The following is a 15,545-nucleotide window of genomic DNA, read 5'->3' as shown; positions in this document are numbered from 1 at the left end:
GCTGTGATCTTGTGATCCTTGCATAAAGCAGGGCCTCGGGCCTTTTGCTTCACGCTGCGATTACAGAAATTTCGGAAGACCTCATGACAACTCAAACGCTGCGCCTGGCCATCGATATTGGCGGCACCTTCACCGATACGGTCCTTGTCTCCGGCGAAGAGGCAATCCTGGCCTCGACCAAGACCCTGACCACCCATCAGAACCCCGCCGACGGCGCGATGGAGGGCGCCGCGCGGGTGATGCAGCAATCGGGCCGGACGCTGGATCAGGTGACCGGCTTTATCCACGGCACCACCCTTGCGACCAATGCGCTGATCGAACGGCGCGGCGCGGTGGTGGCGACGGTGACCACCGAAGGTTTTCGCGACATCCTGGAAATCGCGTATGAGCGGCGCTATTCGCAATACGACATCAACCTCGAAAAGCCCGATCTACTGGTCCCGCGTGAACGCGCGCTGACCGTGCGCGAACGCGTCTTGGCGGATGGCGGCGTGCTGATCGCGCTGGAAGACGAAGCCATCGACGCGCTACTGGCCGATATCGACGCCAGCGGGGCCGATGCCATAGCGATCTGCCTGATGCACGCCTATGCCAACCCCGCCCACGAACGCCGCCTGCGCGATGTGCTGGCTGAGAAGCGGCCCGGTCTGACCGTCTCGATCTCGTCCGAGGTCAGCCCCGAGGCGCGCGAGTTCGACCGGCTGTGCACCACCGTCGCCAACGCATATATCCAGCCGCTGATGCAGACCTATCTGACCCGTTTCGTCGACCGGTTCGAGGCCGAGGGCGTCACCTGTCCGATCCTGATGATGACGGCGGGCGGCGGCATGTGCACCGTGCGCACCGCCGCGCGTTTTCCGATCCGACTGGTGGAATCCGGCCCCGCCGGAGGGGCCATTCTGGCCGCCCGCATCGCCGCCCGCACCGGGCTGGATCAGGTGCTGTCCTTTGACGTTGGCGGCACCACCGCTAAGCTGTGCCTGATCGACAAGGCCCGCCCGCAGACCTCGCGCCAGTTCGAGATCGCCCGCGCCGCGCGGTTCATAAAGGGCTCGGGCATGCCAGTGCGCATCCCGGTGATAGAGATGATCGAGATCGGCGCGGGCGGTGGCTCCATCGCCGGGGTGGATCGGTTGGGGCGGCTGACCGTGGGGCCGAAATCGGCGGGGTCTGAACCCGGACCCGTGGCCTTCATGCGCGGCGGCACCGAGCCCACGGTGACAGACAGTGACATTACGCTGGGCTACATCGTGCCCGACACATTTGCCGAGGGGCATATCAAGCTGGACCCCGAAGGCTCCAAACAGTCGCTGAGCCAGTTGATCGGGTCGAAACTAGATCTCGATGCCGTTGGCTCAGCCGACGGCGTCAGCCGCATCGTCGACGAAAGCATGGCCAGCGCGGGCCGGATGCACGCGGTGGAATCGGGCAAGGATCTTGGACCGCGCACGATGATTGCCTTTGGCGGCAACGGGCCGTTACATGCCAGCCGGGTGGCACGATCCGCCGGGGTCAGCCGCATTGTAATCCCGCCCAATCCGGGCGTGGGGTCTGCCGTGGGCTTCCTGTTCGCACCCGTGTCGTTCGAAATCGTCCGCTCGCTATATTCGCTGTTGGACAGCATGGACATGGATGAGATCAACGCTCTGTTCGACGCAATGATTTCCGAAGCCAAAGGCGTGGTTGCCCAGGGTGCGGGCGATGCCCCGACCGAAACCCACCGCACCGCCTTCATGCGCTACAACGGTCAGGGCCACGAGATCGAGATCACTCTGCCCGACCGGCATCTGACGGCAGACGATATTGCACCGCTGACCACCGCCTTTGAGGAAGAATATCGCAAGCAGTTCTCACGCCCGGTGCCGGGGATGCAGATTGAGATTCTCAACTGGGCGGTGCGCGTCGCGACCCTTGACAGCGCCGTGCCACCAGTGCCCGCTACACCTGCATTGACGACCTTCACCGCACCCGACACTCGCCCGATCACCTGCGATGTGGACGGCGCGCTGAAACAGGCCGCCTTCGTGGCGCGGGCCGATCTGAAGTCCGGCGACCATGTGCGCGGCCCGGCGCTGATCCACGAGCCGCAGACCACCACGCTGGTCTCGACTGATTTCTCGGCCCATGTGGATGCCATAGGAAACCTCGTCCTGGTTCAGGACCAGAAAGGAGGCGCATGATGACGACCGATCTTTCCCCCGCCCGCCTGCAAGTGATGTGGAACCGTCTGCTGGCGGTGGTCGAAGAACAAGGCCAGACCCTGATACGCGCCGCCTTCTCCCCCATCGTGCGTGAGTGCGGCGATATCTCAGCCGGGATTTTCGACGTCAATGGTCGGATGCTGGCACAGGCGGTAACCGGCACGCCGGGCCATATCAACACCATGGCCGAAGCGGTGCAGCACCTGCGCGCCGCCTTTCCGGTTCAGACCATGAAACCGGGCGATATCTACATGACCAACGACCCGTGGCTGGCCTCGGGGCATTTGAACGACTTCCTGCTGATGATGCCCGCGTTCAAGGATGGCAAGGTTGTGGGCTTCACCTCGTGCACCTCGCATCTGGTTGATCTGGGTGGTCTGGGCATGGGGCCGGAAGGCTCCGACATCTATGACGAGGGGCTGCTGATCCCGCCCTGCAAACTGGTCGAGGAAGGCATCCCCAACGCGCTGCTGCTGGACATCATCCGCGCCAACAGCCGCGAGCCCATCGCCAACGAGGGCGACATCTATGCCCTGATCGCCTGTTGCGAGGCCGGGGTGAACCGGCTGGTTTCGATGATGGAAGAGTTTGGCCTGACCGATCTGGATGCGCTGGGGTCCTACATCATCGACACTTCGCGCCGTGGCACGCTTGAGGCCATCGCCGAGGTGCCCGAAGGTATCTACAAAAACGTCCTAAAAATGGATGGCTATGAGAATGAGCTGGAGTTGCACGCAGCCCTGACCGTCAGTAAATCGAGGATGCATGTGGATTTCACCGGCACCTCGGCTTGTTCGCGCAAGGGCATCAACGTGCCGCTGAACTATACCACCGCCTATACCGTGTTTGCGCTGCGCTGCATCGTCGGCTCGGACATCCCCAACAATGCCGGATCGCTGGAGCCGTTCACCGTGGGCGGCCCCAAAGGTTGCATCCTGAACGCACAGCGCCCGGTGCCGGTGGCGATGCGGCACACGCTGGGTCAGGTGACACCCGATCTGGTGCTGGGCTGTCTGCATCAGGCACTACCTGATGAAGTGCCCGCCGAGGGCGCAAGCTGCATGTTCGACCTGCCCATGCGCCACGCCCCCGAGGTGGCCCGCGATGGTGGGCGCGAATTCGCAGTGGAACCGGTACATAATGGCGGCACCGGCGCGCGGCCTCATGCGGACGGGCTGTCAGCCACCGCCTACCCCTCGGGCGTGTTCGGTTCGCAGGTGGAGATCACCGAAAGCGTCGCGCCTGTCACCATCTGGCGGCGCGAACTGCGTGCGGATTCCGGCGGCGCGGGCAAGTATCGCGGCGGGCTGGGGCAGCGGATCGAGATGACCTCGTCCAACGGTGCGCCCTTCATCGTGTTCCTGTCGGTCGAGCGACTAAAGTTCCCCGCCCTTGGGCGCATGGGCGGCAAACCCGGCGCGCCCGGGCGCATCCGCTTTCGCGAAGGCGACAGCGACATTCCCGGCAAGGGAGAGCTGCGAGTTGAAGGCGGCGATTATCTGATCTTCGACACTCCCGGTGGTGGCGGTTTCGGCGATCCGGGCGACCGCAACTCGGATGCGCTGGAGCTGGACCTCAAACGCGGTTTGGTCAGTGCCGAGGGGGCCAAAGCTTACGGAGGTGACACATGATCCGCCCGGTTTCTCATGTCGGCGCCATGGGCGCCTATGCGCTGGCCGATCTGGGTGGAGAAGGCACCGTCTCGCTGGCGCAGAACGAAAGCACCTTTCCGGCCAGTCCGTCCGCAGTGGCGGCCGGGCAGGCGGCGCTGGCTGATCTGACGCTCTACCCCGATCCCGAATGGCCCGACATGCGCGCGGCCATTGCCGGGGTACACGGGGTCGACCCGGCGCGGGTGCTGTGTGGCGCGGGCTCGATGGAGCTGATCGGCTGCCTGATCCGCGCCTTTGCCGGGCCAGGCGATCACGTGCTGGGCACGCAATATGGTTATGCCTTCGTCGCTTCGGCGACAGCACAGGCGCAGGCCGAATACGTGGCCGCGCCCGAGGTCGATCTGACCGTCTCGGTCGATGCGCTTCTGGCCGCCGTCACCCCGGCGACCCGTATCGTGTTTGTCTGTAACCCGGGCAATCCCACCGGCACCCTGATCCCGAACACCGAAATCACCTGCCTGCGCAACGCGCTACCCGGCGACGTGCTGCTGGTGGTCGATCAGGCCTATGCCGAGTTCGCCGATGCCGCCAACGATCCGACTGAGGTTTTCGGGCTGGCAGACCGGGGAGATACCGTTATCACGCGCACCTTCTCCAAGGCTTACGGGCTGGCCGGGGCACGCGCCGGGTGGGGCTATTTCCCCACCGACATCGCCAGAGAGCTGCGCAAGCTGTTGAACCCCAACAACATCTCGATTGCCTCGCAGGCTGCGGCAGCGGCAGCGATGCGCGATCAGGCGCATATGCGGGACGTGGTCGCGAAAACGGCAACCATTCGCGATCGGTTCGCGCAGGACTGCCGCGATCTGGGGCTGATCGTGCCGGACAGCCACACCAATTTCGTGCTGATCCACTTTGCCTCGACCGAGCAGGCGCAACAGGCCGACGCCGCGCTACGGGCCGAGAAACTGCTGATGCGCGGTATGGGCGGCTATGGTCTGTCCGACTGCCTGCGCGCCACGATCTGCGACACGCCGGTGATGGATCGCTGTCTGGCCGTTCTGAGAAAGGTAACGTCATGAGCCACGAAACGCGTACCCGGGCCAAGATCGGAGTGCTGGTGCCCTTCACCAACACCAACCTCGAGGCCGACATGGCCTTGATGCGCTGCCCGCACACCACCGTGCATTTCCAGCGCATGGGTGGTTATGACGTGGATGAAATCCCCGGCTCGGACCAGATGGCGGGGCTTGGGGCCTCGGACATCAGCCACGATCTGCGGATGATTTCGGGCGTGCGGCCAGATGTGGTGCTGTACGGCTGCACCTCGGCCACGCTGACCCATGGGCCGACTTTCGACGCCGATCTGGCGCAGCAGATCAAGGCCGGATCGGGAGCGCAATCGCTGACAGCCGCCGGATCGCTGATCGCTGCCATTCAGGCGCTTGGGGTGACGAAAGTGGGCTTTTCCTCGCCCTATCTGGGCGAGATCAACACGCAGGCGATGGATTTCATGGCCGCAAACGACATCGAAACCGTGCGTTGCGCCGATGTTGGCCGCGAGCTGGGCAATTACGGACAGGGAGAGCTGACCCCGGACGAGGTTTACGACCTCGCCTGTGAGGCAGACCACCCGAACGCGCAAGCCGTCGTGCTCAGCTGCACCGACATGCGCGCAGTCGAGGCCATCGAGCAGATCGAGGACACGCTGGACAAGCCGGTAGTGACCTCAAATCAGGCGATGATGTTCTGCATGATGCGGGCGCTGGATCTGCCACGCCACGAGGCTCTGCCGGGCCGGTTGTTCGATCTTCTGTAAACGAACCGGGGCAGCGGTCGACCCCCCTGCCCCGATATTCCATCAGGGTTCGCCGCTGCCGATCTCTTCCTTGCGTTTGGCGATATAGGCCTCCAGCTCCTCACGCACGGAGGGGTCCATCTCGGGCATCTGATACTCGCGTAGCGCCTGCTGCCAAACCTCGGTGGCGCGTTGCAGGGCGTCCTTGGCTCCGGCCGCCTCCCAGTTTTCATAGTTCTGCCAGTCGGACAGCATCGGTTTGTAGAACGCGGTCTCATAGCGTTCCATCGTGTGATCGACGCCAAAGAAATGGCCGCCAGTGGGCACCGATTTGATGGTGTCCAGGCCCAGTTCATCCGTGTCAAATTTCATCGGCTTGAGGAATTCCATCATGTTCTGGATGATCTCGATATCCATAACGAATTTCTCGTAAGATGCGGTCAGGCCGCCCTCAAGCCAGCCGGCGGCATGATAGACGATATTGGCCCCTCCCAGAACCGCGCCCCATGTGGCCATCATCGTTTCGTATGCCGCCTGCAAATCCACCACGTTGGATGCATTTGCGTTCGATGTCCGGTACGGAATGCCATAGCGCCGCGCCAGCTGCCCGCCGACAATATTCGCCTTGGCATTTTCCGGTGTGCCAAAAGCCGGTGCCCCGGATTTCATGTCCACATTCGAGGTGAACGAGCCATACATGACAGGCGCTCCCGGGCTGACCAACTGCGTCAGCACCACACCGAACAGCGCCTCGGCGTTCTGTTGCGCCAGCGCGGCAGGAAGCGTGACCGGTGTCATTGCCCCCATCAGAGTGAATGGCGTGACCGTCACAGGTTGACCATACTCGGCCATCGCGATCAGGCCGTCACCCATGGCATCGTCGAACAGGCGTGGAGAGTTCACCGAAATGATTGTGATCACCCCCGGATCGCCGCGCATGTCCTCAGGTTTCTGACCGCGCGAAATCGCCATCATGTTGATGCCATCCATCGCCCGCCCGCGCCCGATAGCGGTGCAGTGAAAGCTCAGGTCGCTATAGCTCAGGTTGGCGTTGTAGGTGTCCAGATGGCGGTTGTTGGCGGGCATTTCGATCGGGGCCATCACCTGATTGCCGATCAGATGGATAGCGTTGAAGTGATGCGCCAACCGAATGAAGTTGCAATAGTCATCGTAATTACCCTGACGGCGGCCATTGATACAGTCATGTACGTTCGGCGGCCCGGCAACCAAACCAAAATTCACATGATCGCCGCCCAGCGTAATCTGTTTCGCGCGGTTGCGAGAGGTCAGCGTGAATTCCGAAGGCACCGTTTTCAACGCTTCGGCGACAATGGTTTCGTCCATACGGATGGTCTTGGTGTCGCGGTCTAAGATGGCCCCCGCGCGTTCGAAAATGTCCATAACACTGTCGCCCATCACCCGGATACCGGCCTCGGACAGAATGCGCATTGAGGTTGTATGCAGCTGATCCATCTGTTCAGGGTTCAACAGCTCGAATGGCGGATAGCTGTTGCGCACCTGTTGCCAGGGCAGCTGTTCGATCCCCACCGCCGCGCGCCCGGATTTGCCGCGTCGCCCGCCGCTGCGTCTGTCTCGTGCCATTGACCTAGTATCCCCGTTGTGGATTTACGATGTTGTTCAGCACCTCGCCCTTGCGATAGCGCATCAGGTTCTCGGAAAACATGCGGACCGATTTCAGATCCCAGCCGTCATAGACCGAGCTGCAGTGCGGTGTGACGATCACGTTGTCCAGTTCCCAGAACCTGTGCCCCTGAGGCAGCGGTTCAGTAACGAACACGTCCAGCGCCGCGCCTCTGATCCGGTTCTGTTCCAGCGCGGCCAGTAGAGGTGCTTCGTCAATTACCCCACCTCGCGAGACGTCGATTATCACCGTCGTCGGTTTCATGGCGGCAAAGGCCTCCGCCCCGACCAGACCGCGCGTGCTGTCCAGCAGTGGTACGCAAACGACGATAAAGTCAGCGCGTGGCCAGAGATTAGGCAAAGCCTCCATCCCGTGTACCTCGTCCACGTTGGGGGTCGGTTTCGGGCGGGCCCGTACACCGATTGTGTTCAGCCCCATAGCTTTGGACCGTGCCGCAACAGCCTCTCCTGTTTTGCCAAGGCCGATGATCAGCACCGTCTTGCTGTTGATGGGCTCGACTTTGCCGCCAATCCAGTCCCGCTGCGCCTGCGCGGCACGAAAGCCCGGGAAATCCAGCGTGAAATGCAGCATCGCCCCCAGCGCATATTGTGCCATCATATCGGCGGCGACCCCGGCGGCATTTGTCACCGTTACCTCATCAGGGTTCCAAGGGTTCAGGTGATCGGTACCCGAGCCGCCGACCGAAGCCCATTTGATTTGCGGGTTCTCGACCAGTGCTGCGCGTGGAAAGCCGGGGGTGCCCGCAAAGCGAACGGAATAGACAACTTCGGCCCCTGTATCCTCGATCAAACCCGTGAGCGCCTCGTAGCTGTCGCAGGTGTGGATCGGCAGATCGGGATGACCTTCAGCAAGAACCGCACGGGCAGCGTCGGGGTTATCGGTGTGCAAGATCACGGTGGGGGATTTCATGCGGGTACCTCCGGTTGGAACTCAGCGCTGGCAGTGGCTACCGCGTTGGCGAAAAAAGCAGTGGCGGCGATGTCGAAAAGGACATCGAACCCCACACCTTTGCGGTCGTTGCGCCATGTGATTGCCTCGACATAGCCCACGCGGGTCTGGGCGATCTTTCCCACTGGAAAGGCACCGGGCGACAGGTCGACCGGGCAAATCTTGGCCAGCAGATCGAACAGGCGCGGGCCGGTCACGTGCATCATGGCCCAGGTTTCCTCGCGCCGGGAATAATAGCCCTTTGGCGTGGCGGCGACCTGCCACCGGGCATACAGGTCGGCAGGTGCATCCAGTACCACCACCTCTTCCTGACCCAGACGCAGAAGGCCATCGGCGGTTTCGTTGACGTCTGGCACCTTCAGGCCCCGCGATTGCAAAAACGCCATGGTGCCTCGGCCCTTGAGGCCAAAACGCGGCGTGTGGGTCAGGTCCTGCACGATAATCTGCCCGGAAACCAGCAGTGTGTTTTCAGCAGCGCCCTTTGGGTCAAGCGGATAGGTTCGCATCATCACACCTCCTGCCGTTTGTTTTCAGGATCAAAAAAGGTGTGGCCGCGCACAGTTGTAACGACGCGCTTGCCATTGCGGCACTTCACCGTGACCTGCGATCCTTGCGTAGCGTCATCGCCATGCACATATGCCAGCGCGATATGGGTGTTCAGCGTCGGCGACCACAGGACCGAGGTCACATGCCCCACCGGTACATCATTCCTCAGTACCAGACAGCTTTCCCCCGGTACATCTGGCCCGTCGAATGTCAGCCCGACCAGCTTGCGCGGCAGGCCTTTGTTTCGGCGCATCTCGGTTGAGCGCTTGCCCACGAAAAACGGCTTGGTCTTCGAGATCGCCCATTCGAACCCCAGCTCATCCGGCGAGGTCAGCGCGTCGGTGTCCTGACCAATCAGGATATGGCCTTTCTCCAACCGCAGAATCCGGCTGGCTTCCAGCCCGTAAGGGCGCAACTCGTGCGCGTGACCCGCCGCCATCACCGCATCCCACAGGGTGTGGGCATAGCTGGTGGGGCAGTGCAGCTCGTAGCTCAACTCGCCCGTGAACCCAATCCGCATGGCGCGCACCGGCACCCCGGCCACCATGCCGCTACGCCCGTCGAGATAGGAAAATCCATCGCGCGAGAAATCGATGTCGCTGTCCAGCGCTTCGACCACGGAGCGCGCCTTGGGACCGGTAATGTTGAAGCCCGAGAAGGCCGAGGTGACGTTCAGCACATCCACATCCAACCGCCACTGCGCATTCCAGAACAACATATCCGAATAAACCCGCGCCACGGCCCCGGTGGTGGCGGTGACACAGAACAGATCCTCGGCCAGCCGATACGCCACGCCATCGTCGACCACCGTGCCCATTTCGTTTGTCATCAGGCAGTACCGGCAACGGCCCACAGGCTTCTTTTTATAGGCCATGGTGTAAATGCGGTTGAGGAATTCGCCCGCATCCGGGCCACGCACCTCGAGCCCGCCCAGAGTTGAAACATCCAGCACGCCGACCCCATTGCGCACCGCATGCACCTCTTCTTCGATAAGGCGCTTGGCGTCTTGTTTGGGGCCGTAGAAATAAGGCCGCCACCACGCTCCGACCGGGCGCATGTCCGCCCCCAACCGGATATGTTCGTGATGCAGCGCGGTGCGCCTGTCTGCCGGGTGATGATGACCAGACAGCACGCCCAGCGTTTCGGGGCCAAAGGGCGGACGGGCGGTAGTCACGCCGATCTGCCCGATTGTGCGGTCGGTCGCCTTGGCCACCACCCGGGCGGTGGCCAGCGCCGAGTGCCGCCCTTGTGACGGCCCCATACCAACTGTGGTAAAGCGCTTGATCAGCTCCAGCTCGCGATAGCCTTCCTTAACCGCGTTTTGCAGGTCCTTGATCTGAATATCCTCGTCCCGGTCGACAAAATCCTTGCCCTTGGGATGCCCGGCGATTGCCGGTTCGAAATTCGTCAACGCAGCTTCGACATCTTCGACCTGCGCGATGTCGCGGGTTGGCAGCCCCAGACGAGTCAACGCCGTCTGTGCCGCGCGTTGCGCATCGGCCACCACCGCATCAGGCGCAAAGACCCCGGCAACACCCCCGGCAATGCCCAGCGGAGCGTCTGGCAGAGACAGGGAAAACCGCGCCGCCGTTTCATTGTACCCAAGTTTCGCGCCAGCATGACAGGGCAGTTGCCACATTGGCGCATAGCCGACCGAAATTACCAACAGATCGCAATCTAGCCAGTCGCCTCCGACCTTTACGCCGGTAACATGGGTCTTGCCACGCGCCTCGCCCACGGCGCCGTGAATGACACGAGTTCCCCTTGTTGCCAGTTGCTGGCCAAGCTCACTGCCGCTGCCGCCGGGGCGCGGATCAACCACAGCCGCCAGTTCTACGCCTGCGTCCAACAGATCCAGCGCCACCCGATAACCGTCGAGATTGGCGGCCAGTACCACCGCGCGCTTGCCCGGTTTCACACCATAGTGCCGTATAAGCCGTTGCGCGCCAGTGCCCAGCAAGATGCCCAGCAGGTCATTGTTTCGGAAGATCGCGGGCTGTTCGATGCAGCCGGTGGCCAGCAGAACCTCGCGCGCGCGCGTCTTGAACAGCTTGTTGCCCCGGATCAGCGGCAGCCAGTTGTCCTCGAACCAGCCGTTCACCACTGTATCGGTCATGATGCGAAGGTTCGGCAGACTTTGCACTTTCGCCAGTAGGTCGGACAGCCTGTCGACATCGCGGCCATAGGTCAGCGCGCCGCCCAATACCGGCTCCTGCTCGGCCAGGATGACGTCAGCCCCGGCTTCGGCGGCTTCGATGGCGGCGGTCAACCCGGCCAGCCCCGCGCCGACGACCAGCAGGTCACAAAACAGGTTGGCCTTTTCGTAGTCTTCATTCGGTGCGTTGATATCCAGAACGCCCAGCCCAGCCTTCTTGCGGATCAGCGGCTCCCACAGTTTCAGCCAGCTATTGCGCGTCGGGCCCATGAAGGTGCGATAATAGAACCCCACCGGCATGAATCGCCCCAGCTTGTCCATGAATGCGTCGCGGTCTCGCGACAGTGATCCGTTGACGTTCTGCGCCGTAACTTGCAGCCCTGCCGAAATCGGATGCCGGTCGGCCTGCACGTTCGGGTCCGAGGGCAGTTGCACCAGCGTATCGGCCTCGGTGCCCGCCATCGACATCGCACCGCGCGGTCGGTGGTATTTGAACGAGCGCGACAGCATCCACTTCCCCTGCCCGGCCAAAGCCGAGGCGATCACATCACCTTCGTATCCCTGAAACGCCTGCCCTTCAAAGCTGAACGATACCGGCGCATCTCGGTTGATCCTGTTGCCCCAGGGTGCGGGAAGTCGGGCCATCACCTTTGCTCCAACCCTGAGGGGTCAAAAGTGCGGATCACCTCGTTCGTGGTGGCGTTGCGCTCGGCCAGAAAGAAATAGTTCGAGGGCACGTGCCGCCACCATTCCACCAGCGTTCCGCGTGAATTGTCGGCGCGGAACAGGTGACGTGCCCAGTCCTGATCGCTGGTTGCATCCGGGTCGGGGTTGGCGCGCAGAGGGCCGAAGCTCTGGAATTCATTAATATTGCGGGGCCCGTTCATCGGGCAGATCAGGATCTTCATGTCAGTGGCTCGCGGCAGTTGCGCCCATTTCATTGAGCAGATTAAAGGTGGCGAAACGCTCCATTGTGAAGGGTTCGAGTATCGGCGCGACCTTCTGGTTGGCGATGGACTGCGCCATGTACTTGCCCGCCACCGGAGTGGCTTTGAACCCCCAAGTGCCCCAACCGCAATCTAGCCATAGGTTGGACAATGGGCTGGCACCCATGATGGGTGAGTAATCGGGCGTCATGTCGGTAATCCCGGCCCATTGTCGCAGCAGACGCACCCCGTGCAGGAACGGGAACAAATGTACCGCGCCTTCGGCCAGATGTTCTTTCATGTCCAGTGTCGAGCGGGTGGAATACAGCTGATAAGGGTCCGAGCCACCGCCGATCACGATCTCGCCTCGCGATGACTGCACCAGATAGGTGTGCAGGCTGACCGAACTGACCAGCGTGTGCAGCCACGGTTTCAGCGGCTGCGTGACCATCGCCTGCAACGGATAGCAACGGATCGGCAATTCCACCCCGGCTTTCATCGCCATGTCGTAGTTCATGCCCCCGACAGCAATCATCACCTGCCCGGCACTGATATCACCGCGATTGGTGCGCACTTTTGTGATCTTGCCACCGGCAGTGTCGAACCCTTCAACCTCGGTACGTTGATGAATTTCCACCCCGTGCCTACTGGCTTGCGCTGCATAGCCCCAGGCCACCGCATCATGCCGCGCAGTGCCTCCATCGGCGTGCCACAAACCGCCGATGATTTCCAGCGGCCCGCCCTCATCCATATTCAGATGCGGGGACAGGTCCTTGACCGTCTGCGCATCAACGACCTCGATCCGGGTGCCCGCGTGTTTACCCATCTCGGCCCGCAGATGGAACGAGCGTAGCGTCGCCTCGGTATGGGCCAGCGTCAGTTGACCGCGCTGGCTGAACATGACGTTGAAATCGAGCTCTTCGCTCATCTTCCCGTAAAGCTGCACACCTTCCTTGTAGAACGCGATGCCCTCTTTGGTGATGTAGTTCGAGCGGATGGTAGTGGTGTTCCGCGCGGTGTTGCCGCCCGCCAGATAACCCTTTTCCAGCACAGCCACATTGGTGATGCCGTGATACTTTGATAGGTAGTGGGCACAGGCCAGTCCGTGGCCGCCACCACCTACGATGACCACATCGTAACTGGATTTAAGCTCTGGCGTGGCCGGAATGTCTCCGGTGACAGGGTAATCGGCGGATAGCCCGTATTTCAGCAGCCTTAGCGGCATTTTTGTTGTCCTGATTTCAGCGGTTGTCAGCGGCGTCATAAATCAGCGCGCCGAGATCCGAGAATTTGGCGTCCGGCGACTGCAACCCCAGAACCGCGTCGCGTATGGCGGCGGCACGGCTGACCCCCAGCGGTGGAGTGGCGAACTCCATGAACTTGGCAATCACTTCGTCACGGTCCATGGGTGCCTCGGGCCCGCCGCGCGCGTGGACGTCGCCCGACGCCAGTTCCCGCCCATCCGTCAAGGTCATGACGACATCGGCAACGCGGCTTTGAGGAAAGCTGTCGGAATGGCGCGCGGTCTCGGCCACCGAGATACGGTCGACAATCGCCGCGACCAGCGGATCGGAGAGGCCCGCGCCGGTGATATGCTCGACCCCGATACGGCCCTGCGCCACCATCGTCGCCACAGCGAAGGGCAGCGAATACTGCGCCTTCGAAGTGTCATCCGGCATACCCTGAAACAGGCAGGCACTTTCGTGGAAAGTGTTCACCTGAATCGCGGCAATGTCCTGATGAGACAGGCCATATTCACGCATCAGCGCCCTAGTGGCGTCAATCGCCGCATGGGCCCAACGACAGATCGGATAGGGCTTCACATATTGATGTTCCATCTGCCAGAAGCTGCCCAGATCCCGCCAGTGATGCGCGACCTCATCCGCCTCTATTGTGATCGCCGGCGCGCCGGTAAATCCCTTCTCGGCCAGCACTGCCGAGGATACACCCACCAGCGCGCCCCAGCCCGAGCCGTCATGCAGCATGGTGGGGTTGGCAATCTCGCGCATCATTTGACTGCGCGGCCCGTGATATTCGGCGATGCCCATGGCCTGCCGCATCTGTTCCGCGCTCAGCCCGCGCAGACGGGCGGCAACGGCCACAACTCCCAACGCGTTCCATGCGCCGGAAGTGTGGTAGTCGCTGACTGTGTCATGCAACGAAATCCCGGCGCGCCCGGCGATTTCGTATCCAATAGTTACGGTCGCCAACGCCTCGGGGCCGGAAAAATCCGCGACCGTTTCCGCCAAAGCCGCCAGAACCGGCACAACGGCAACACCGATATGGCCCTTGGTGGGGTTATAGCCGTCATGGCCATCCAGATTATCGGTCTGAGTCGCAGCGGCATAAGCCGCTCCGGCAACGCTAACCTTGCGGCCATCGAACAGCATCCGTGCGCTGAGGCCCGGATCGCCCGCACCGTAAAGCGCCATAGCGCTGTCACGCGCGATCTGACCGGCCTGCATCGGTCCGGACCCGATGGTGATCCCCAGCGTGTCCAGCAGCATCAGTGCTGCCGCTTCGAGCGCGCTGTCGGGGAAATCCTGCACCCTTCGATTTAGCGCAAACTTTGCGATAGTTTGAAATGTGTTGGTCACGATGCCCTACAGATGAGGTTTCGGGTTCGGCCAAAACCTAAGTGTGTTTGCCCATCGCAGCACGAAAACAATACGCGGGCAATGGCCCCGGAAAATTTGTAGCTTTGGCTCCGCTCCATTGTAGCATATGAACCAGATCAATTCCCGCCGCGAAACAGGATTCCCGGCGCACCACCCATCCGCCCGCCCAGGAAAATGTCGCCATGATGAACCTGCCCCACCTGATCTTCCTGCGCTCCTTCGAGGCCGCCGCCCGGTACCTCAGCTTTACCAGCGCGGCAGATGAGCTGAACTGCACCCAATCCGCCGTCAGCAACCATGTGCGTTCGCTCGAAGAGTTTTTGCAGCGGCCTCTGTTCGTGCGCCATGCCCGGTCATTGTCGCTGACCGACGTGGGCGAGGCGTATCTGCCTTCAGTGCGGCATGCTCTGCATGAGATTGACGTGGCCACACAATCGGTCATCCAGCGGTCACACACCCGCAAAGTCGTCGTGTCTTGCCCGGTCAGCCTGGCCGAGAATTGGCTACCGGACGTAATCCGGGGCTTTAGCGATCAGCACCCGGATATCGACCTGACGGTACACGGCACCGTCTGGATTGATGTCGAGCCGAACGTCTCGGACATTTCGATAACGGTCAATCATATTGACGATGTGACGGTGGGCGCGCGGCAGCTGTGGGCCGAAAAGCTTGCGGTCGTGTGTGCGCCCGATTTCACAGTCAAAGGCACGCCGCTGACCGATCCGGCGCAACTGCAAGAGGCGCCTCTGATCCATATTCTGGGTCGTCCAGCTTATTGGGAACGGGTCGCACGTCATTTTGATCTGGCAGACCTGAACCAGAAGGAAGGGCTGCGGACCAACGCTTCAAATCTGGCAATGGAGATGGCGGCGCAGTCGTTGGGCTGCGTCGCTCTGCCCCGCTCTTTGGCCGGGTCTTATGTGGACCGGGGGTTGCTGATCGAACCGTTCGAATTCGATTTGGACAGCCCCTGGGCCTATTTCGTGCGTCTCAAGGAAAAACCCGTTTCATCGTCGGTCAGGCTGTTTCAGGACTGGCTGCTAAACGCCGCCGCCAGCATGAACCGCTGACCTGCAA

General features: G+C 61.8%; 12 protein-coding genes. 5 read left to right on the top strand and 7 right to left on the bottom strand.

From position 1 onward, the window contains the following. Positions 1-83: 83 nt before the first annotated feature. Genes ACR0AW_RS10655 through ACR0AW_RS10640 form a run of 4 tightly spaced genes read left to right on the top strand, consistent with a single transcriptional unit; the run spans position 84 to position 5,633 of the window. Positions 84-2,180 (top strand): hydantoinase/oxoprolinase family protein, encoded by a 2,097-nt coding sequence (locus tag ACR0AW_RS10655; protein WP_170732827.1) that lies wholly within the window; start codon positions 84-86, stop codon positions 2,178-2,180. Beyond that, positions 2,180-3,832, top strand: a complete 1,653-nt coding sequence (locus tag ACR0AW_RS10650) for a hydantoinase B/oxoprolinase family protein (protein ID WP_480439032.1) — start codon at positions 2,180-2,182, stop codon at positions 3,830-3,832. The genes ACR0AW_RS10655 and ACR0AW_RS10650 overlap by 1 nt, the downstream gene beginning before the upstream one ends. Further along, a complete protein-coding gene (locus ACR0AW_RS10645; RefSeq protein ID WP_170732825.1) occupies positions 3,829-4,896 on the top strand; it encodes an aminotransferase class I/II-fold pyridoxal phosphate-dependent enzyme in 1,068 nt (355 codons plus the stop codon). Before ACR0AW_RS10650 ends, ACR0AW_RS10645 begins: the two co-directional genes overlap by 4 nt. Next, a complete protein-coding gene (locus ACR0AW_RS10640) occupies positions 4,893-5,633 on the top strand; it encodes an aspartate racemase/maleate isomerase family protein (protein WP_170732824.1) in 741 nt (246 codons plus the stop codon). Before ACR0AW_RS10645 ends, ACR0AW_RS10640 begins: the two co-directional genes overlap by 4 nt. Positions 5,634-5,675: 42 nt before the next feature. On the opposite strand, the gene ACR0AW_RS10635 is transcribed toward ACR0AW_RS10640, so the two are convergent. The 7 genes from ACR0AW_RS10635 to ACR0AW_RS10605 are packed head-to-tail and all read right to left on the bottom strand — an operon-like array spanning position 5,676 to position 14,447. Further along, positions 5,676-7,214 (bottom strand): trimethylamine methyltransferase family protein, encoded by a 1,539-nt coding sequence (locus ACR0AW_RS10635; protein WP_170732823.1) that lies wholly within the window; start codon positions 7,212-7,214, stop codon positions 5,676-5,678. 4 nt (positions 7,215-7,218) lie between these two features. Next, a complete protein-coding gene (locus tag ACR0AW_RS10630; protein WP_170732822.1) occupies positions 7,219-8,184 on the bottom strand; it encodes a D-2-hydroxyacid dehydrogenase in 966 nt (321 codons plus the stop codon). Continuing rightward, positions 8,181-8,732 (bottom strand): aminomethyltransferase family protein, encoded by a 552-nt coding sequence (locus ACR0AW_RS10625; protein WP_170776323.1) that lies wholly within the window; start codon positions 8,730-8,732, stop codon positions 8,181-8,183. The genes ACR0AW_RS10630 and ACR0AW_RS10625 overlap by 4 nt, the downstream gene beginning before the upstream one ends. Next, positions 8,732-11,569 (bottom strand): 2Fe-2S iron-sulfur cluster-binding protein, encoded by a 2,838-nt coding sequence (locus ACR0AW_RS10620; protein WP_170732820.1) that lies wholly within the window; start codon positions 11,567-11,569, stop codon positions 8,732-8,734. Before ACR0AW_RS10620 ends, ACR0AW_RS10625 begins: the two co-directional genes overlap by 1 nt. Beyond that, entirely contained in the window at positions 11,569-11,832 is a 264-nt protein-coding gene (locus ACR0AW_RS10615; RefSeq protein ID WP_170423136.1) for a sarcosine oxidase subunit delta, read from the bottom strand. Before ACR0AW_RS10615 ends, ACR0AW_RS10620 begins: the two co-directional genes overlap by 1 nt. 1 nt (position 11,833) lies before the next feature. Continuing rightward, complete coding sequence (locus ACR0AW_RS10610; RefSeq protein ID WP_170732819.1) at positions 11,834-13,075, bottom strand: FAD-dependent oxidoreductase; 1,242 nt, start codon at positions 13,073-13,075, stop codon at positions 11,834-11,836. A 16-nt stretch (positions 13,076-13,091) separates the two neighbouring features. Further along, positions 13,092-14,447: an MmgE/PrpD family protein gene (locus ACR0AW_RS10605; protein WP_170732818.1), complete on the bottom strand. Its 1,356-nt coding sequence runs from the start codon at positions 14,445-14,447 to the stop codon at positions 13,092-13,094. Positions 14,448-14,650: 203 nt separating this feature from the next. On the opposite strand from ACR0AW_RS10605, the gene ACR0AW_RS10600 reads away from it, so the two are divergent. After that, complete coding sequence (locus tag ACR0AW_RS10600; RefSeq protein WP_170732817.1) at positions 14,651-15,538, top strand: LysR substrate-binding domain-containing protein; 888 nt, start codon at positions 14,651-14,653, stop codon at positions 15,536-15,538. The last annotated feature ends 7 nt before the right edge of the window (positions 15,539-15,545 follow it).

Source organism: Ruegeria sp. C5, assembly GCF_056537605.1.
Note: the sequence above shows the minus strand (reverse complement) of the source record. Positions and strands in the feature narration are given on the sequence as shown.

Coding starts and splice junctions, on each gene's coding strand:
- ACR0AW_RS10655 (WP_170732827.1), top strand. CDS start 84: ATGACAACTCAAACGCTGCGCCTGGCCATCGATATTGGCGGCACCTTC.
- ACR0AW_RS10650 (WP_480439032.1), top strand. CDS start 2,180: ATGACGACCGATCTTTCCCCCGCCCGCCTGCAAGTGATGTGGAACCGT.
- ACR0AW_RS10645 (WP_170732825.1), top strand. CDS start 3,829: ATGATCCGCCCGGTTTCTCATGTCGGCGCCATGGGCGCCTATGCGCTG.
- ACR0AW_RS10640 (WP_170732824.1), top strand. CDS start 4,893: ATGAGCCACGAAACGCGTACCCGGGCCAAGATCGGAGTGCTGGTGCCC.
- ACR0AW_RS10635 (WP_170732823.1), bottom strand. CDS start 7,214: ATGGCACGAGACAGACGCAGCGGCGGGCGACGCGGCAAATCCGGGCGC.
- ACR0AW_RS10630 (WP_170732822.1), bottom strand. CDS start 8,184: ATGAAATCCCCCACCGTGATCTTGCACACCGATAACCCCGACGCTGCC.
- ACR0AW_RS10625 (WP_170776323.1), bottom strand. CDS start 8,732: ATGATGCGAACCTATCCGCTTGACCCAAAGGGCGCTGCTGAAAACACA.
- ACR0AW_RS10620 (WP_170732820.1), bottom strand. CDS start 11,569: ATGGCCCGACTTCCCGCACCCTGGGGCAACAGGATCAACCGAGATGCG.
- ACR0AW_RS10615 (WP_170423136.1), bottom strand. CDS start 11,832: ATGAAGATCCTGATCTGCCCGATGAACGGGCCCCGCAATATTAATGAA.
- ACR0AW_RS10610 (WP_170732819.1), bottom strand. CDS start 13,075: ATGCCGCTAAGGCTGCTGAAATACGGGCTATCCGCCGATTACCCTGTC.
- ACR0AW_RS10600 (WP_170732817.1), top strand. CDS start 14,651: ATGATGAACCTGCCCCACCTGATCTTCCTGCGCTCCTTCGAGGCCGCC.